Here is an 18,537-nt window from a genome sequence, read left to right on the forward strand (position 1 = left end):
GGTTGACGGTTCTGTTAGAAGGGAAGTTATTTAACTAATTTAAACAGCAGTTAATTATATTATAATAATAAGTTGGGAAAAACAGAACGTATAGTTACGTAAAAGACACTAACTTGTTTCAGCTCAAATTGTTCATCTAGTTTAAGCTGAAAAGTAAGTACAAGGCTTTGTTGGTAGAATGCTTTCTAAGAATGGATTCCCCCATTTGTGCTGGAATAGGGGATTTATTAAGAGTTTCGGGTGTGTATTCTTCACTCAATTTTTGGAAATTAGCCGAAAAAAATGATATATTTCCGGTTCGATGGTCAAATGTATCCGTGCTTTTCCTAAACAGTTGAGTTTTGTGGAGAAAAAAGTGTATACAACCGAAGTTTTTAATGTAATAATTGATACTCTGTTTTTCTCTTTTTTTAGAATCGAGATTAGATAATTTCAGACTTAGGCAAAAATGATGGTTTTACCTTTTAATTTGTTACCCTTAGTTTCCCTTCTGGTCGCATGTATTCTTTCTGTTTTATTGCTGAGAGTTTTGCTTCGATTGCCAATCACCAGCTATTTCAGCGATAAACCGGATGAAAGAAAAGTACACTCCAAGCCTATACCCCGAATGGGTGGGCTTGCAATAGTGCTCTCTTTTCTTTTTACTTTATGTTGTTGGTTTGTTTTAGCACACTATACGACATTTGCAGACGGGGTAGATCCCAGAGTGGCAGGGGCGATCTTTGCCGTTGCTGTGGTAATTGGAATCTTTGGCTTTTTAGATGACAGTGTTTTTGTGGAGGTTAGAGTCAGGCATAAAGTTGTTGCCGAACTTTTGCTTGCACTGGGTGCTGTGTATGTCTGTTCGATTCATACAGGCCCTATCTCTATTCTCGGCTTTTTCACCATACCTCTTTGGGCAAGTCAGATTATTTCGGTTTTATGGATTCTGGGGATTATAAATGCCATAAATATTATCGACGGAGTTGATGGGCTCGCTGGTGGAATCTCTCTTATTGCCATTCTTACCCTTGCTCTGATTTCGGCTATAGGGGGAAATGTTGCAGCCCTTACAATCAGTCTCATGCTGGCTGGCTCTGTTTTTGGTTTCCTTCTCTTTAATATGCCACCTGCAAAAACTTTCATGGGAGATACCGGCTCTCTCTTTCTGGGAGGAATGATTGCCATCCTTTCACTATACCTGGCCAGCACGGTTACCGGATCGCGTTCCTTTCTAATAATGCCCCTTATCGCCGGAGTTCCCATAGTGGAAGTGTTAGTGACTATGGTACGTCGCTATTTTAAGGCAGTGGACAGGAATAAGTCGTTTACTGAACGGTTAAAAAGTTTAAGTACTGCGGATAACTCACATATCCACCATCGTCTTATGTTTCGCGGTTTTGACCACTTTGAAACCGCTCTGATTCTGTCTTTAACAGCGATCACGCTTTGTGGTGGTGCGGTATGTCTCATTTTTCTACCCAAGTATCTGGTAGCCCCCTTTCTGATCTATCTCTCCATTCCTGTGGTGCTTATTCTTAATAAACTTGGATTTGGTGGCAGATTCAAAAAAGCACTACGGCTGAGTGACTCAAGAATATCGGGCTACACCAGGACATCCCTTATAGGGGTAATAGATAAGGATGGTATACTTTCTCATGCGCTTGAACTGGAAAGAAAAGATGATGTGGTCTTCCTGCCGGTCACTGAAGAGATTCCCGATAGAATAAAGAACCATCTTCACGCAGTTATTATACGCAGCTCTTTTTCTCAGTATAAAACTGATCTGCAAAAAGCAGAGAAGCTGGCGTACAGTGTTAAAGGCCCAATATTTCTTGTTACTGCAGAAAAGAACTCGAAGCTGGCAATGATGGAATTTTTTAAGAATGGAACACTAAAGGTTAAAAATAAACAGCAGACCTTACGGGAGCTTGCCCGTGAGATGCAAAATGTCTCTGTTAAAAGCAATGCCAGGCATGTACATGAGCGGGTTGTTGAAATCAATGCAGAGCCAGATAAGGGCGGCAGTGTAGTATGATTACCAGTAACATAGCAAAGCCCAGATGTCTTATAGTAACAAAAGACCTCTCTCTTCGTTTTACTCTAAATACAGTGGTTCCTGAACTTGGCTATGTGGTTGATATAGCAGAAAACCGAAATGATGCTATGCGGCTCTTTATGCTGCATCGCCACTCTCTTCTTCTGATCGAATCTGCACTTCTCCCCAACTATCCCCACAGGCTTGTGCAGTTCTTTAAGATGGCTCACCGCACCCCGGCAGTTATCATTTTCTCAAAAAAAGACCGGGACCTTAGCGAGTACTCCTATTTTCACGATGGTGTCTATGAAGTGGTGGACATACCGTTTAAGATTGAAAATTTAATCTTTGTTATAAAGCGCACTGTGGGGTACATGAAAGTTCGATCCAAAAACCTGTTTTTAAAGGACTTTCTGATGCACGCAGGGTTAGCTGCTCCGGTGTTGTTTCTGCTGCTCTATTTTTTAACAAAATAAGGTTCCCTACTGCTCTTAAAGTGTATGGTTGGTTTAAGGTCAAATAAATCATTAAGGCTTAATTAGCAAATTGCTATAGAATTTTGACTAAAATTAGCAAAAGAGCAGAGTTGCTAACTATTTTTATAGTAAATCCTTATTGAATCAGTTATTAGTTACTCTTAAAAACATAAACTCCTGGAAAAAAATGAAAGTTAAAGAAAATCACAGCTCACAAAGCAGTGCTTCTGGTTCTAACAGTGGTTCTCATTCCACAATAAATAGCGTTTCTGATGAAATTTCACTTATTGATTTGATTTTGATAATATGGAAGGGTAAATGGATCGTTGTTATATGTACCCTGCTGGCTACAGCTGCTGGGGTTATCTATGCTTTGCATGCTCCTGATGTTTTTTCTACCAGTGCACATTTTATAACTAAAACAGGGAGGAGCTCTGGGGGAGGCAATCTCAACCAGTTAGCTTCAATGGCAGGTATATCCATGGGGAGTGGTGGTAGTATAGACCCTTCTGAGTATTTGGATAAGGTAATTCAGGACTATAACTTTGTTGCATCTCTTTATGAGCGTAAATGGCCACTTGGTAATGACTCCTTACATCTTGAACAGATCCTTGAGATTGAACCTGATTCTACTGTTGGCAACTGGGAACGGGTCTACCAAATGCAAAAAATTGAACGGGTGCGCAGAGGGCGGTTTATTACAATAAACAGGGATGTTAGAACCGGAATTCTGACGCTTACGACCAATGCATCTGATCCTCAGTTGGCCTATGAACTTAACAGGTATACCCTTGAATATGTAAGTAACTATATTAGGAATTCTCTTCAGAGTCAGGCTAGGGAAAAAAGAGAGTTTATTGAGGAGAGAATTAAGGAGGTGCGGAATGATCTTAATCGAAGTGAAAATGCTCTTGTGCGTTTTAAAGAACGAAATCTAATGAGTAGATCACCTCAAATACAGTTGGAGGAAGCAAGGTTACAGAGACAGGTTACTCTTAATCAGGAAATTTACCTTCAGTTTCAAAAGCAGTATGAAATGGTGAGGATCGAAGAGTTGGATGATCAGACGCTTGTTCAGGTGGTCCGAAATCCTGATGTGCCTGTGAGAAGAAGTCGTCCAAGGAGAACTCAGCTTGTCATTTTTTCTTTAATAGGCGGAATTTTCTTAGGATTGATAGGAACTATTTTTGCCCATACTTTGCCATTTATTACCAGCGCAGTACAATCCAAAGATGGTCATAATAGATAACTTTTATTTCATCCAATAGAAAAATTGCGTAGGCTAATCGGGATCTAATTACTTTGAGACAAGCAGAAAACATAAAAAAACGTGCAGTAACGGGTTTGCGCTGGACTGCTGGGATGACTGTACTTTCTGCTTTGATAGGCCCCCTTTTACAGGTTGTAAAAGCACGCTACATGCTAGCATCAGAACTTGCTTCGGTTGCAATGTTCATGCTGGTTTATGGCTTTCTGCAAGTAATAGAAAATGCTGGGATGCAAGAAACTCTTATACAAAAAAAGAATTTGACCCAAGCAGAAAAAAGCACATTGTTTTTGTTGTCAGTAATTATGGGGTTATCAGGTGTAACAATTATGGTTTTTACTGCAAGCATACTGGAACAAAAGACAAACGTCCCAGGAACAGCAAAATTGCTAGTTTATGGCAGCCCCTTGTTTTTCTTTGCTCAAGTCAATCAATTTTTCAGATCTCTGCTTCATAGAGAACTTATTTACAAAGGTCCATCTATAATTGTAATTGCTCAAAGATCTCTAACCTTAATATTTCTTTTAGTGTTTTTTATGCTCAACATGGGAGCGCTATCGGTTGTATATGCAATGCTGATATCTACATTCATAAGTACTGTTGGATTGATAGTGCTAGTATTTCGGCTTGGTGTATTTAAACCACAAAAAAGCATAGATCTAAGTATTTTGTCTTACTTTTTCTCTTTTGGTGTCCCTGTTGCGCTTAAACGTATTTTCACTTATTTCACAAGAAGGTCGGACGAACTATTTATTGCAGTTACTCTCGCTCCGGAAGTTTTAGGATATTACCATTTAGCAAAAGAGACACTTGACAAGATTATTACACTTGTTAGCTCTTCATTCTCTAAAATCCTTTTGCCACTGTTTTCACGAATTAATGGTAGTCGGAAGAATCTTGGCAAGGCATACAAAAATATCACCTTGGCTGTTTCATACACAGGGATACCTATCTTTGTAGGTATATGCTTAACTGCAAGTAATCTTGTGCCCGCTATTTTTGGAGAAAATTGGTCTGAAGCTATTTTACCATTTCAAGTCCTTTCGATTGCGGCTATACCAACTGTATTAACAGCTAACCTTGCAACATCATTGCTATATTCTGTTGGGAAATCTAAAAGGGTACTAATTTTAGACGTAATAATAAATTCCATGTATCTGACCGTACTATATATATATGGCCCTATAGGTTTTGATTTTATTTTATTTAGCTATTTTGGTTATTGTTTTTTAAAGGCTTTTTCACTCCAGGTTATGGTAAATAAAAGTTTAGAGATTTCTCCGGCTAAACATTTTGGGTTATATTTAAGGGTGTCAATGCGGGTTTTGTTAATGGCAGGTGCAATTGTTTCTGTTAATATGTTCTTATCTGGTAGTAATAATTACCTTGTCAATTCTACCCTTTTAATCCTGACAGGTGTAATAATTATGCCGACCATAACTATGTATACAGATAGGGAAGCGATTAATCTTTTAAAATTGATGATAAAATAATGTGTAATAACAAACTATTAAATAATAATAACAACATTTCATTTGTTGTAAAAAATTACCTTTGTAACAGCTGTGGAGCCTGCTATTCTTCGTGTAATTCAGAGGCGATTGAATTCTACGAAACCGTTGGTGGTTATATTTTCCCCAAAATACATAAAGGTAAATGTAACAACTGTGGGGTTTGTCTCAAAATTTGTCCTGGTTTAGGTTTTGGAAAGAGCTTAAAAAGGTCACTACCTCCAGACCCTTTCAAAGGAAATATTGAAGGATGTTTTATCGGTAAGGCTACTAATCTTGAGATATTTGAAAACTCTCAAAGCGGGGGGGTTGTCACTTCAATATTAAGTCATCTTTTTAAAACCCAAAAAATAGATATTGCAATACTAACTGTTATGAAAAAACAAGTACCTCCCCGGGGAGATGTCCTACTTGTTCGTTCTGAAAAACAACTTGCTTTAACACAAAAATCAAAGTATACCCCCATACCGATATTGAAAGCCATTAGGAAGATTGAAAAAACCAATGAAAAGTTTGCTCTCGTGGGGTTAAGCTGTCATATTCATGGCTTGTTTAATTATTTTGACTTGTTCAAATCAATGAACAACAAATGTATACTAAAAATTGGCTTGGTCTGCGACAGAGTTCTTACAACTTCAGCTTTGGATTATTTGAGTTACTACTACTCAGAATATGACAACACCAAATCTATAGTATTCAGAGATAAATCTAAACCATCCTATCCTGGTAATACTGTAATTTATACAAATACTGGTAAAGAGACTGTTCTTCCTCCTAAGTACCGTATGGCGATAAAAGAGTACTTTACTCCTGCAAGATGCAGAGTATGTTTCGATAAGATGAATGTGTTCAGTGATATAACTGTTTGTGATCCCCATGGGATTCAAGATGTGGACCGAATTCGTGGTGAGAGTGCCGTAATTGCAAGGACCCAAAAGGGTAGGGAGGTCATTGATTACGCACAAAGAGAAGGATATGTTATTTTGCGTAAGGTACAGGCTGAAGAAATCTTTACGGGGCAGAAAATAGATGAAAAAAGATCAAATTGGACGCAATTTATTTCTTCCTGGAGCAGAGCACTGAAAGTAACACCTGATTATGGTAGTCTAGAAATCAGTAATAATCTGAATTCAAATAGAAAAATAGACAAAGACTTACAAATGTCAGTAGAATTAAATGAGTTTAAAGACAGGAAGGTGTTACTTAGGCACCACAGAAGATTGATAATGTATAAATTTATAAGCCGGGGGATTAAAAAAATAGTCAGAAATGTTTTCAGGTTCTGACTATAAAAATGTGTTTATAGATGGTAATACCTGCGACATTACATTACACCAGAGTAATTTGGAGATAGTATGATTATCGAAATTAGAAAAACAGGGTTCACCAATAAGGGTGCACAGCTTATGCTGTATGCTATTTTAGAAAAGCTGCAAACTGAATTTCCTGAGGCTAAATTTACCATGGGACCAACTGGATCAAATGGTTCAGCTCCATACTTAGACAGGGCGAAACTTGGCTTTTATCAAAAGGCTTCGCTGTGGAGGCATGGTATTCAATTTGGAAAACTGTTTCAATTAATTCCCAAAAAGCTCAGGGAAATGTATGGGGTCATTATTGACAACGAGGTAGATGTAGTAATAGACTCCGCAGGTTTTGAATATAGTGATTTGTGGGGAGCACAACGATGCTGTGAGCTTGCATCCGCTTCCAAGACGTTCAAGAAAAATGGCGCTAAACTGATTATGCTGCCACAAGCATTCGGACCATTCACATCCAGTACTATCAAGAAGGCAATAAACGAAGCTGTTAAAAACTCTCAGCTGGTATTTCCAAGAGATAAGACATCATATGAAAACCTGGTCGGGGTAACCGGGGAGCAACAAAAGATATCGATCGCTCCTGATTTTACAAATCTTATTGAGGGTCTTAAACCAAATGAGTTCGACACAGAAAATTGTAAAGTGGCAGTTATACCAAACTACAGGATGTTAGACAAAGTGGGTGGGTTAGAAAAAGATAACTATTTGCCCTTTTTGATAAAATGTGTTAATTATCTTGTGAAAAAAGGCGCAAAACCATTTCTGCTCATTCACGAAAGCAGGAGCGATCTGAAAATTGCTAAAAGAATAAATGAAGAGGTTGGAAATAAGCTGCCTGTAGTTGAAGAACCAAATCCGCTAATACTAAAAGGAATGCTGAGCATGTGTGAAGCTACTTTGGGAGGCCGTTTTCATGGTTTGGTAAGCGCTTTGTCACAGGGTGTGCCCTCTTTAGCAACAGGATGGAGCCACAAATACCAGATGCTATTTGAAGACTATGGCATTCCTGAAGGGGTAATAGATATTCAAGAAGATGATCGGGTGCTTTACGAAAAACTGGAACTGATTTTAGGCAAACAATCGAAGACAAGATTAAAAGAAAAGATTGCCCAAAGAACAATAATTTTAAAGCAGGAAACAGAAGCTATGTGGAATAAGGTGATTTCTAGCATTAGAGATAATACTGCGGAATAGAGAAGCGTTCAAATGTACAGTATTGTGTTCAATTTTTTCGCAATTCTTCTCAGTTATAGATTCTTTCTGAGATATGAAAGAAAAAATAGAACTAACTTCGTTTTTACAATCGCATTAACACTAAGACTGTTCTTTTCTATCTTGAATGTTATGGGTATAGAATTTCCTGGTGTTAATTCTACTGATATTGGGCGGTTTATCGAAACCGCACACCAGGTACAAATGACTGGGCTTGTAGGGAACCTTGATGTCACTCAGTCCTATGTTTGGTCATGGCTGCTGGGACTGGTCATGCTTGTTTCAAAAGACACTGTTTTTGCTCCACTGGTTTTCAATTCAGTCTTAGGCACTTTAGTCGTAGTGTCGTTGCATAAAACTGCTGTTTTGTTGGGAACACCTGGTTCGGCAAAAATGTCTTCGTGGCTAATAGCTCTTTGCCCCCCTTTAATATTCAACTCTGCAATATTATTGCGCGAGACACTACTTCTTTTACTACTTTCACAATTATTTTTCTATATTTTATACACATTCAAGAATCATTCTTTTGGCTTAAAATATATTACAGTTATATTAATGTACTTTATACTCCTAGTCATCTTTCATGGTGCGTTTGTAATTTTATTGTTACCCATCTTGGTTACAATGATCTATCCTTTTTTGACAGGGCAAAAGAGGTTTTTGTCAAAACACAGTTTTGTCATTTTCGTTTTCTTTCCGTTAATTCTATCTCTTATTCTATACTATTCCATTCAGGCAGAAATTGGGCATTCAAAGCTTTACTTTTTGTATAATTCTACAGAGTTTTCAGATCTGATCTGGAATAGCATCACATTTATTGGAAGGCGAGCCCAGGATTCAGAATTAATAGCTTGGTCCCAAGGAAGTGGTTTTCTCTTTAATAAAGTGGAGTTGATTATAAAGAGCTTATTTGGTCCTTTTTTCGCGGGTGAGTTTAGAAATTTCGATATCATTCGAATGGTCATAGTACTTTATGTTAACTTTAATCTTTTCATTTTATTTTTAAAGTCTTTTTTTCCAAGTGGGATTAATAGAATTGGGTTATTTTTTATTTTTATAAACATAGCTGGTTTTGCTGTAATTTCTACTTATTATGAGCATGCATTTAGGCACTACATGAAAGTTGTTCCATTAATTATTACTCTCAGTACACCAATAATTTATAACTTTTTAAAATGTTCAGTTAAGCACAGAATAGAAACTAATAAAGATTTCTGATATTAATACTACAGGAGCTAAAAATATATGAAAAAAATTATTGTATATCTGCCTTATGAAATAAAAGATCAGAAAAACAGTGGTAGTTCAATGCGTCCCCAAAGAATGATAAGGGCACTTAAAGATATCGGACATGATGTGCAATTAATTTCAGGAAAAGGCAGTTCATCTAGACAAAAATTAAAGAGGGTTATGGTGGATGTTAATAAAAACAGATCCAATTATATTGGTGTTTATATTGAAAGCTGTAATTTACCCCTCCTTTTTTCTGATAAGAAAATCAGACCCTCTATATTATTTGATTTAAAAGTACTAATATCTTTCAAGAAAGCTAAATTGCCTATATCTTTGTTTTATAGAGATGTACACTGGCGATACAATCTGATGCAACCCAAGAAACTAGGCTCTATCGTAAAAAAAGTAACCAATTTACCGCTATATCAATTAGACTGGATTATTTATCGAAAGTATGTTGACAAATTATTCATACCTACACTCGCTATGAGTGACATTTTACCTTCTAAGTGGCCTAAAAAATTATTATATGATTTACCTCCGGGAGCTGAAATAAGAGAGAAAGAAAATGGAGTGTCAAATTCAAAATTAAGGCTTCTTTATGTTGGGGGAATAAAATTGCCTTTTTATGACTTGCGAGGTTTGTTCAAAGCAATAAACAAATTGAACAATGTAGAGCTTACAATATGCTGCAGAAAAGAAGAGTGGGAATTAAATCAGTCTATGTACGGGTATATTGATTATACAAAAGTCAAAGTAGTTCATAAAGACGGAAATGACCTTGATGATTTGTATAAGAATGCTGATATTTTTGCTTTGCTTTGGGCATCTCATCCATATTTGAAACACACATTACCGTATAAACTTTTTGAGACAATTGGAGCTGGTGTGCCAATCATTACGACGGCAGGGACAGCAACAACTGATTTTGTAAATGACAATGATATCGGTTGGGTTGTTACAGGGGATAATGAAATAGTAGATATATGCAATCGCCTGAATAGCAACAGGTCAGAATTGATTGAAACTACTAAGTCAATCATGTCACTAAGAGATTGTCATACGTGGGATCTGAGAGCAAAAAAAATAGTTTCTACCTTGATGTCCACATAAAACTTTCTTGAAAGGCATTCAAGTTTGAATATATTTCTAAGTATTTAGCAACCATTACTTCTATGTCATACCTTTTGGATCTTTGTAGGCATTTCTTTGATATCACCGAATAGTATTGTTTATTAGAAATTAACACTTTTAGAACATCAGATAATTCAGTTGAATTACCTTTTTCAACTAAAACACCTCCGTTTTGTACAACCTCTCTCAACCCGTCCACATTGCTTACTACAACAGGTTTACCCGAAGCCATTCCTTCTGCAGCAACTAGCCCAAACCCTTCCCAATAAGATGATAGTACAATAATGTCAACTGTCTTAAATATCCTCTCAATATCATTTCTGAAACCAAGAAAATGAACTCTACCTTCAAGGCTCAGATTCTTTACTAGATCTTCATATTCTGTTCTAAGGGGACCTTCGCCTAGTAAGATCAAGTGGCTATTAGTTGGCAAATCAGACATAGCTTCAATAACTGTTCTCTGGTCCTTTGGAGCCTTGAATCTTCCTGCCATACAAATTAATTTGGTAGTATCATTGAAAGTTTGATTGATTTCTGATTTATTATACGGGATAGAATTTTTGAATTTATTTATATTTATACCGTTTTCAACGACAGTAAACCTATCACTATCTTCATTTAACCATTTTAATAAAATGTCCTGTGTTTTTTGGCTTATTGAAATAATAGAATCAAAACTTTTGTATATAAACTTATCAATGTATTTAAAATACCATAAATCTCTGCGTTTATTATGAGTGCTATGTTCTGTAAACACAACTTTTGGTTTTTTTCGGAGTAGTTTTACAGCAAAAGAAACCCAATAACTGGTTGGAAACAAGTGGCAGTGAACAATATGGTAATGACCATGTTTTAAATGATTTTTTATACTAAATATGTTAAGAGGGCTGTATGGTTTATTGCTATTAATATGATTTACCACTACTCCTAGGTTACCCAACTCTGCCATGAACCCTTTTTCATCTATAGTGGTTAAGAATAGCACTTCTACATAATGGCCTTGTTGTTTAAACCTTGGCAATAGCTCTCTGAGGAGTTTTGAAGCACCACCAGGGCCAATTCTATCTTTGATAAAAAGTATTCTCAACATATCTCCTGTTTAAGTTGTTCTTTGATGGTTTCGATAACTGATTGAGACAAACTTTTTATTTGATCAGTTTTGTTGTTTTGCAATTTTATTATTTTAACGTTATTTTCTTCGATTTCTTGAATAATACGATCAGCAATATTCTTTAATTTTGTTACATCAGTTAATTTTTTGTTCATCCTTAAATTGATACCATCACGATTTTCGATTCGTTTATTAATGATATGGTCATTAGCGCAAATATAAAAAACTAAATCGGGCTTTAGAGTTGGCGGAATGATAGTTTTTATAGGCACATACTTTTTAGCAGAGATATTTATTGACCAAACAGCCTGGTATAAACCTTGATCAAGCAGTATATGACCTTTGTTTTTGCGTAAAATATGACTGATAAAAGAAAAGTTTAGGAGAACAATAAAAAAATCTTTAATGCTAAGTTGTACGGAGTCATAAATAATCCTAAATTCGCGAAAAAATTTTCGTGGATCTGTTAGGATTTCATTTATAACTGAGTACGTTTTTATAAAAAGTCTCTTATGTCTGCCTGAGTTTGTGTAATGTTCCAGAGCATTTGTAAAATGAAGGCTGTTTTCAGAGTCATTTACCCGGTTACATATCTCCTTAACAAGAGTTGTTTTCCCTGTACCAGGTAAGCCCAAAAATTCAATTGTCACCATAAAATTACCGTAATTTATGTTGTGTAGGAAGTAATTGTTTAAAAAAATACTTATTCTTTCATAATATTAAAATATTGGTTAACCACTGTTTCATATCTATTAAAATGCTGGTTTGCAATATTATTATACTGTAATGGAAATTATATACATAAACATAGCTTTTGATAATTTATTTAAAAAATTACTACAAAGTAGATACTTAAATCCACAGTTTTAGCTTAAAAAAAAACAATTAATTATATTTATAATACTTACATTAATTAGGATTGGAAAACACATGAAAAAATCGATAATTTTACTCTATATTCTCAGTTGTTTTAACATAGTTTATTCATCTTCTGTTATTTCGAACATTAATAGATTTGAATTATCTAAAAAATATCTTAATTCTGTTGCCACAAAAATAAGTGTTTCGCCACCCTTTTTATCACTTCCTGGCCAAATATTTGAGTGTGACTTACCACTCAATTTTTTTAAACAGGAACAGGCGCTTTCTTTTGATTTGAAGTTCTCAACGGCATTAGAAGTTCAGGACAAGAAAGCTGTTTTTGGGGTCTTCGATGCGATTGGTCAGTATAAAACCCCTTGGCTCAATGCAAGAGTTAGATTAAATGCTTACAATCTAAATAGCTCAACAGAATACGATTTTCAGGAAATAGAGGTTGAAAGATTCATTTCTGATAGAAGTGCACCTATCACTGGGATGTCAGAAAAAGATTTTATAATGCCGGAAGCATTTTTGACATTTATGTATCAAAACCTACAGCTTGGTTTTGGGCGTAAAAGGTTGAGATGGGGGCCTGGTTTTAAAGGTACACTTCTTCATTCCGGACATACTCATGCACCCTTTTATTTCTACCACTTTAAGCTTGATCTTGCTGATCGAATAAGAATGTCAGCCTATTTATCCGGGTACGATGATGAAATTTCATTTGATCGGGATGATTTTTCTATGGACAGGGTTCCAGGAAAATTGGCAATGTTATCTGAAAATCCTGACCAGCAAATCCCCACAAGATACGGTGCAGCACATCGGGTGGATGTTAAATTTAATAAGCATTTCCAGCTTGGTATTTATGAGAAAGTTTCGTTCTATGGTTCACAAGATCTCGTCCGTTATGCCAATCCTCTTCAGATGTATTATGTCGGTCAAAGGGGTGGAGACAATGCGCCGAACTTGTTAGGTGGTTTTGATTTTAACCTGATATTCTACCCATTAAGAATATATGGAGAGTTTCTGAATGATGATATAACAAACTTTGATACCACTGGAAATCCAAGCAAGTACGCACTTCAACTGGGCGGTTCATGGTTTTTTGGTGATGGGATCTTAAGTGAGATAGGGCTTGAATACACCCATGTGAGTTACTACACTTATGGGCATTACAGCGTTTTAAATCGCCATACATTTTGGGGTGAAAGCTTAGGGTGGCCTTGGGGTAATGATCAGGACCTATTTCATGCAAGAGCACTTTTTCGTTTCAGGCCGGATATAATTGCGAGAGTGGAGGCAAATTACTGGCTTCTGGGTGAAGGTACAGTTTATGATTCCTGGCACGAAGATGGAAGACCAAACTATGATGATAAACCTTATTTTCCGGAGGATCCGAATCGGATCTGGTCATTTATACTTTCTGCGACTTATTTACCAAGGGATTGGATTTCTTTAAACATGTATTACAGACCCTGGGTGAAAAATAAAGAACTTAATCACAGTTTCCATACCTATCTTACGATCGGTTTGCCATGGAATCTTAATTACAGCTTAGATTAATCTTTAAATGATGTTTTTTGAACCCTTTTAGACTTGGAGAAGTACAGGGATAAAACCTTGTTGAGATAGTGCGATGCTAATAGTGCTGCTTGCCAATACGAGCTGGTATCTTTATAACTTTAGAAAGAAATTAATTTTGAGTCTGCTTGAAAATGGACATGAAGTCTTTGTTTGTGCTCCTTTTGATAGCTATTCGGAAAAACTTGAAGCGCTGGGGGCAAAATATAGGAATATTAAACTATCCCAAAACAGTATTAGTATTATAAAAGAGGTGATCTCCTTAATAAGTATAAAAAATATTCTCAAAGAAGTCAATCCAAGCTACTTATTAACGTTTACCCCAAAGGGTAACATATACCCAGCACTTGTTAAACCAAAGAAAACTAAGCAGGTTACAAATATTTCTGGTCTGGGAGAAGGATTTGATAAGGACTCTCTTCTTTCGAAAGTATTACAACTGCTTTTTAAGGTATCTCTTAGTAAGTCAGAAAAAATTTTGTTCCAAAATCAGGAGGACATGAATTCATTCATAAAAAAGAGTATAGTAAGTCCTCGAAACAGTATAAGAATAAATGGTTCCGGGGTAGATATAGCAAGGTTCCATCCCGCAAAAGGGAAAAAGTTTTCTGATACCAAAATGTGCTTTCTTACTGTTGGAAGAGTAATTGAGAAAAAAGGGTATAGGCTAATACTTTCCCTAATTCAGCTTTATCCAAATATTCTGAATATGGCTGAATTCCATATTGTAGGGATTGTAGATAAAAATCGTCCTAAATCAATTGAGCTATACAAAGAACTGCAAGCGGCAGCAGATAGAGGTAGCATTAAATTACACGACCCCGTAGACGATATAGAAAAAATTATATCGCAAGCACATTGTATGCTACTGCCCTCAACATATAATGAGGGGGTTCCCAGGTCTTTACTTGAGGGTCTTGCGTGTGGTATGCCTGTAATTACAACTGATTGGAAGGGTTGCAGAGATACTGTTTCGGAAGGTCAGAATGGTTATCTTGTGAAACCAGGATCGGTGGACGATCTTTATGAAAAGATAACCAAAATGTGTCATCTCTCAGACAAGGAGTATGCACAATTTTCTAATAAATCCAGGAGACTTGCATTGGAAAAGTTTGATGAAAATGAAATCGTTTCTACTTATATGAATATTATCTTAAATGCCCCTATTTAGCTTGATTTGTTGCATTCATTTATAACTCTTGCTTTTGTTTCACTTAAACCAAAATTCTTTATCATGATACTGTATTAAGATACGCTCCCGGCACTGCTGTAGCATGAGATGTAGTCCCTATTTTGAGCGAATCTTACGATAAGCTTACGGAAGTCCTTGTGGAGGCAACCAAGGAGCAACAGGAGATAATTGAAGAGCAAAGAGAGGAAATAGAGGCCCAGAGAAGAGAGATCGATTTCCAAAAAAGTTATTTAGGGTTACAGTCGCCTTTCGCTATTCGCACTCTAATCTGATTGGCGATCAAAACAGGCTAGGCTTTCCTATGAAACTCAAAAAAACATCACATAAATTATATGTGTTAGGGGATTCTGAGTAGAGGAAAGCCTCAAAAAGAGTACTTCGGTTCATTTTATGCTCGAGTTTTGTAGATATGATATCACAGAAATTCTGTTTAGAGTCTGGTCTTCCTGAGTTTTCTGGCCAATACTTAAGCCCCAAATTTTAAAATTCCTTACTCACCAGGTAATCCAATAGGGACAGTTTTTAATTGCATGGTGCCCATCACAGATGTTTTCGCAAAAAGAGAGCATAAGTCTCTCCATAAATACCACATTTCTCATTAAAGGCTGTACCCCGCCCCCCTGTTCGTGTCGTTTCTTCTGAAAAAGGTACTATTCACACTTGTTGGTCCCCGTTTATAAGTATGCTTGAAATTGTGAAAACAGTGATGTGAAAATAGTTAAATAAAGACTTGCAATAAATTTATGAAATTTCTCTGATTTTCAGTGATTGGGAGCTAATAATTATCGGTGTTACCCTTCAAACAGTGACGATTAAAAGAAAAAGAGTACCTGGCTGGTATGCGCTTGCATCAAAACAGAATAAGCAGAAATGTTGAAAAGAAGCAAAATGGTTGGAATCTGTTTCTAAAGAAATGGAATGAAGAACTGGACAAAATCCCTACAATTAAAAACAGAGTATATGCTTCATACAACTGGGAAATGGGGAGAGTGTATTATTTTTGTCAGCAGTATTCATCTGCCCGGAAGCATCTGTTCAAGGTAATACGGTATAACAAACTTAAACTTAAGGCCTATATTTTACTTTTAGCCTCATTGCTTAGAGTCGACATACGCTTAAAGTAAATATAATCTATCTGTGTTGTAAGCCTATATATTTTCATTGGAAATAGTACTTTTCACAGTTTTGTGATTACATCCCTTAAACAACTGCCCCTCAAGATTACTCTAAACTGCAGATTGAATGCCAAAGCAAAAGATCCAGACCACTTTAAATACCCCTCATACCCTGGCAGCAGAGCCAAATTGATGATTAGAACACAAGATTAAATAGTGGAGTTTCACACATAAGGTGATAAGGAATATTTAATGTGTTTAAATCATATCTAAGAGCCTGTTTACCACAAGTTTGGCTCTTGAAAACACTTGTTCGGACCAGACAGAACCGGGGTCGGACCAGAATTTATCAGTCTAATTGCCGAAATTGAGCTACAAAGGACAAAAGTTTCAGATTTCCCGCCGAAATTCGGCTCTTAGAGCCCGATGAGGAGACCTTTTATCGGGCTCTAAGGATTCACGTTTTATTCTCTATCATTTATTAAAAAAGAGCGAGGGGAAAAAATAAAGAGGAAACTAACGATCTTCTTTCAGGTGTAATTTTTTTGGGTAACCACCTGTCGTATCTCCACCATATTTACCATGAAAAAACCCCATTGTGTGGAGGAATTTCATGGTGTATTTTTATCTTATGATTACACGAGAAAGCATAAAAAAAGAGATCACTGATGCTCTGAAGCGCAGCAGAATTGTTGCTTTAGTAGGTCCAAGGCAGTGTGGCAAAACTACCTTAGCCCGAGAGTTTGTTTCGGTAGATTCGCTGGAATATTTCGATCTTGAGGATCCGTTGAGTCTTGCACGGCTTGACGAACCAATGACGGGTTTGAAGGATTTAAAAGGCATTGTAGTGATAGATGAAATTCAGAGGAAACCGGATCTTTTTGAGGTATTAAGGGTTCTTTGTGATCGTAATCCTTTACCCGCCAAGTTTTTGATACTTGGAAGTGCTTCACCGGATTTGATCAACAGATCATCGGAAACGTTAACCGGTCGTATTGAGATCATCGAAATGCAGGGCTTTTCGATTTCTGAAGCAGGCATTGACAAGCATATGCATCATTGGCTCCGGGGGGCTTTCCGCTCTCTTTTTTGTCTGATACCAACAGTAACAGCGATATATGGAGGCGAAATTATATCAAAACTGTTTCTGAAAGAGATATCAGGCTTATGGGCTTTAGTATTCCGTCAACTGCAATGTTACGGTTCTGGGCAATGCTTGCTCATTTCCATGGTCAGATATGGAATGCAGCAGAGCCTGCGAGAAGCTTAGGATTTGGAGAGAGTACCGTAAGGAGATATCTGGATATTTTATCAGATATTTTTATGGTACGACAGCTTAAGCCCTATTATGCAAACATCAAGAAACGCCAGGTGAAATCGCCCAAAATTTATTTCAGAGACTCGGGGTTGCTGCATCATCTGCTTGGTATAAGGACCGAAAAAGAGCTATTATGCCATCCCAGATGCGGGGCATCCTGGGAAGGGTACGTTCTTGAGGAAGTAATAAATTTGTATAAACCTGAGGAGTCTTACTTTTGGGCAACACACAACAATGCCGAAATTGATTTGATATTGGAAAAGGAGGGTAAACTTACAGGGGTGGAGTGTAAACGAGCCGATGCGCCAAAAATTACTCCGTCAATTCGTATCGCGCTGGATAACTTAGGGCTGGAAGAGGTCTTTGTCATCTATCCTGGGCCTATATCATATTCTTTATCGGAAAATGTTAAGGTTATTCCATTTAATGAGATAAAGAGTATGCCAAGTCTTTGATATACCGGTCGGTTTTTGATAACAAAAAAGCACAATATGTATTATGCCAAAGCCTGAATACTCTGGTGAAATTGCTGTTTTCTCAATAGAGACTGGGGATATTTTGGAGGCTCTATCCCAACTAAAAAAGCAAGACTTGTTCAGGCGTGGATTGAGATTCACCATGAAGACCTGATGGCTGATTGGAATATCGCCATAGAAGGTGGTGAGATATTTAAAATTGAGCCTTTGAGATAGGAGGGGAAAATGCTGAAAGTAATCAATGTCAAAGCCCTTAAGAATTACCAATTATATGTGGAACTCTCCAATGGAAAAAAAGGAATTTTTGATGTAACTTCCTACCTTGATAAGGGAGTTTTTTTCTGAACTAAAAGATGAAAACTACTTCAAACAGGTAAAGCCCCTCTTTATCGGAATATCCTGGCCTAACCAACAGGATTTCAGTGCAGATACCATTGAACATGAAATGCATTCAGTTGAAGAGACCGTGGATAATGCAAAAAGAAATTAATCTGGGCGCATGCCGCGGACAGTTCGACTTCGCTGTTATGTAAAAAAAACAACCACTTTTTTAAAATTTTGCAAAACATACCCATAGGCCTCCTTTTAAGGGCATAACTAAGCCATTACGCGCATCCATATTACTTTTTAATATGTGGGTGTAACGTGTGTCTGATCCATTCAGAAATTAAATATTCAGCCTGTGGTAAACAGTCACCGTTTTATAAT

General features: G+C 36.8%; 17 protein-coding genes. 15 read left to right on the forward strand and 2 right to left on the reverse strand.

The genetic code is table 11. The features are described 5' to 3' along the window. Nucleotides 1–448: 448 nt before the first annotated feature. The 8 genes from QA601_10595 to QA601_10630 all read left to right on the forward strand — a co-directional run bounded on the left by QA601_10595 (nucleotide 449) and on the right by QA601_10630 (nucleotide 10,151). A complete protein-coding gene (locus tag QA601_10595) occupies nucleotides 449–2,017 on the forward strand; it encodes an MraY family glycosyltransferase (GenBank protein ID MDG5815530.1) in 1,569 nt (522 codons plus the stop codon). After that, nucleotides 2,014–2,493 carry a hypothetical protein gene (locus QA601_10600; protein MDG5815531.1) on the forward strand — a complete coding sequence of 160 codons (480 nt, stop codon included), beginning with the start codon at nucleotides 2,014–2,016 and terminating at the stop codon, nucleotides 2,491–2,493. Before QA601_10595 ends, QA601_10600 begins: the two co-directional genes overlap by 4 nt. A gap of 187 nt (nucleotides 2,494–2,680) precedes the next feature. Then, nucleotides 2,681–3,742 carry a Wzz/FepE/Etk N-terminal domain-containing protein gene (locus tag QA601_10605; protein MDG5815532.1) on the forward strand — a complete coding sequence of 354 codons (1,062 nt, stop codon included), beginning with the start codon at nucleotides 2,681–2,683 and terminating at the stop codon, nucleotides 3,740–3,742. A 53-nt stretch (nucleotides 3,743–3,795) separates the two neighbouring features. Then, nucleotides 3,796–5,253, forward strand: coding sequence for an oligosaccharide flippase family protein (locus tag QA601_10610; protein ID MDG5815533.1), 1,458 nt, complete (start codon nucleotides 3,796–3,798; stop codon nucleotides 5,251–5,253). Then, entirely contained in the window at nucleotides 5,253–6,557 is a 1,305-nt protein-coding gene (locus QA601_10615; protein ID MDG5815534.1) for a Coenzyme F420 hydrogenase/dehydrogenase, beta subunit C-terminal domain, read from the forward strand. The genes QA601_10610 and QA601_10615 overlap by 1 nt, the downstream gene beginning before the upstream one ends. A 69-nt stretch (nucleotides 6,558–6,626) precedes the next feature. Continuing rightward, nucleotides 6,627–7,787 carry a polysaccharide pyruvyl transferase family protein gene (locus QA601_10620; GenBank protein MDG5815535.1) on the forward strand — a complete coding sequence of 387 codons (1,161 nt, stop codon included), beginning with the start codon at nucleotides 6,627–6,629 and terminating at the stop codon, nucleotides 7,785–7,787. Nucleotides 7,788–7,937: 150 nt separating this feature from the next. Further along, nucleotides 7,938–9,023: a hypothetical protein gene (locus QA601_10625; GenBank protein MDG5815536.1), complete on the forward strand. Its 1,086-nt coding sequence runs from the start codon at nucleotides 7,938–7,940 to the stop codon at nucleotides 9,021–9,023. Nucleotides 9,024–9,050: 27 nt separating this feature from the next. After that, complete coding sequence (locus tag QA601_10630; protein MDG5815537.1) at nucleotides 9,051–10,151, forward strand: glycosyltransferase; 1,101 nt, start codon at nucleotides 9,051–9,053, stop codon at nucleotides 10,149–10,151. Here QA601_10630 and QA601_10635 read toward each other — a convergent pair. Next, nucleotides 10,132–11,262 carry a glycosyltransferase family 4 protein gene (locus QA601_10635; GenBank protein MDG5815538.1) on the reverse strand — a complete coding sequence of 377 codons (1,131 nt, stop codon included), beginning with the start codon at nucleotides 11,260–11,262 and terminating at the stop codon, nucleotides 10,132–10,134. The genes QA601_10630 and QA601_10635 overlap by 20 nt on opposite strands. Then, on the reverse strand, nucleotides 11,256–11,936 hold the full coding sequence (locus QA601_10640; GenBank protein MDG5815539.1) for a hypothetical protein: 681 nt from the start codon (nucleotides 11,934–11,936) through the stop codon (nucleotides 11,256–11,258). The genes QA601_10635 and QA601_10640 overlap by 7 nt, the downstream gene beginning before the upstream one ends. A 277-nt stretch (nucleotides 11,937–12,213) precedes the next feature. Here QA601_10640 and QA601_10645 point away from each other — a divergent pair, with 277 nt between their 5' ends. The 7 genes from QA601_10645 to QA601_10675 all read left to right on the forward strand — a co-directional run bounded on the left by QA601_10645 (nucleotide 12,214) and on the right by QA601_10675 (nucleotide 18,319). Next, entirely contained in the window at nucleotides 12,214–13,710 is a 1,497-nt protein-coding gene (locus QA601_10645) for a capsule assembly Wzi family protein (protein ID MDG5815540.1), read from the forward strand. Nucleotides 13,711–13,783: 73 nt separating this feature from the next. Then, nucleotides 13,784–14,899, forward strand: a complete 1,116-nt coding sequence (locus tag QA601_10650; GenBank protein MDG5815541.1) for a glycosyltransferase family 4 protein — start codon at nucleotides 13,784–13,786, stop codon at nucleotides 14,897–14,899. Nucleotides 14,900–15,021: 122 nt separating this feature from the next. Further along, nucleotides 15,022–15,192, forward strand: coding sequence for a hypothetical protein (locus tag QA601_10655; protein ID MDG5815542.1), 171 nt, complete (start codon nucleotides 15,022–15,024; stop codon nucleotides 15,190–15,192). A gap of 567 nt (nucleotides 15,193–15,759) precedes the next feature. Next, complete coding sequence (locus QA601_10660; protein MDG5815543.1) at nucleotides 15,760–16,044, forward strand: hypothetical protein; 285 nt, start codon at nucleotides 15,760–15,762, stop codon at nucleotides 16,042–16,044. Between the two features lie 622 nt (nucleotides 16,045–16,666). Beyond that, a complete protein-coding gene (locus QA601_10665) occupies nucleotides 16,667–17,305 on the forward strand; it encodes an AAA family ATPase (protein ID MDG5815544.1) in 639 nt (212 codons plus the stop codon). Beyond that, nucleotides 17,248–17,808, forward strand: coding sequence for a DUF4143 domain-containing protein (locus QA601_10670; GenBank protein MDG5815545.1), 561 nt, complete (start codon nucleotides 17,248–17,250; stop codon nucleotides 17,806–17,808). The genes QA601_10665 and QA601_10670 overlap by 58 nt, the downstream gene beginning before the upstream one ends. Before the next feature lie 343 nt (nucleotides 17,809–18,151). After that, a complete protein-coding gene (locus tag QA601_10675) occupies nucleotides 18,152–18,319 on the forward strand; it encodes a DUF2442 domain-containing protein (GenBank protein ID MDG5815546.1) in 168 nt (55 codons plus the stop codon). The last annotated feature ends 218 nt before the right edge of the window (nucleotides 18,320–18,537 follow it).

The organism is Chitinispirillales bacterium ANBcel5 (assembly GCA_029688955.1).
GTDB classification, from domain to species: domain Bacteria; phylum Fibrobacterota; class Chitinivibrionia; order Chitinivibrionales; family Chitinispirillaceae; genus Cellulosispirillum; species Cellulosispirillum alkaliphilum.

Coding starts and splice junctions, on each gene's coding strand:
- QA601_10595 (MDG5815530.1), top strand. CDS start 449: ATGATGGTTTTACCTTTTAATTTGTTACCCTTAGTTTCCCTTCTGGTC.
- QA601_10600 (MDG5815531.1), top strand. CDS start 2,014: ATGATTACCAGTAACATAGCAAAGCCCAGATGTCTTATAGTAACAAAA.
- QA601_10605 (MDG5815532.1), top strand. CDS start 2,681: ATGAAAGTTAAAGAAAATCACAGCTCACAAAGCAGTGCTTCTGGTTCT.
- QA601_10615 (MDG5815534.1), top strand. CDS start 5,253: ATGTGTAATAACAAACTATTAAATAATAATAACAACATTTCATTTGTT.
- QA601_10620 (MDG5815535.1), top strand. CDS start 6,627: ATGATTATCGAAATTAGAAAAACAGGGTTCACCAATAAGGGTGCACAG.
- QA601_10625 (MDG5815536.1), top strand. CDS start 7,938: ATGGGTATAGAATTTCCTGGTGTTAATTCTACTGATATTGGGCGGTTT.
- QA601_10630 (MDG5815537.1), top strand. CDS start 9,051: ATGAAAAAAATTATTGTATATCTGCCTTATGAAATAAAAGATCAGAAA.
- QA601_10635 (MDG5815538.1), bottom strand. CDS start 11,262: ATGTTGAGAATACTTTTTATCAAAGATAGAATTGGCCCTGGTGGTGCT.
- QA601_10640 (MDG5815539.1), bottom strand. CDS start 11,936: ATGGTGACAATTGAATTTTTGGGCTTACCTGGTACAGGGAAAACAACT.
- QA601_10645 (MDG5815540.1), top strand. CDS start 12,214: ATGAAAAAATCGATAATTTTACTCTATATTCTCAGTTGTTTTAACATA.
- QA601_10650 (MDG5815541.1), top strand. CDS start 13,784: ATGCTAATAGTGCTGCTTGCCAATACGAGCTGGTATCTTTATAACTTT.
- QA601_10660 (MDG5815543.1), top strand. CDS start 15,760: ATGCGCTTGCATCAAAACAGAATAAGCAGAAATGTTGAAAAGAAGCAA.
- QA601_10665 (MDG5815544.1), top strand. CDS start 16,667: ATGATTACACGAGAAAGCATAAAAAAAGAGATCACTGATGCTCTGAAG.
- QA601_10670 (MDG5815545.1), top strand. CDS start 17,248: ATGCTTGCTCATTTCCATGGTCAGATATGGAATGCAGCAGAGCCTGCG.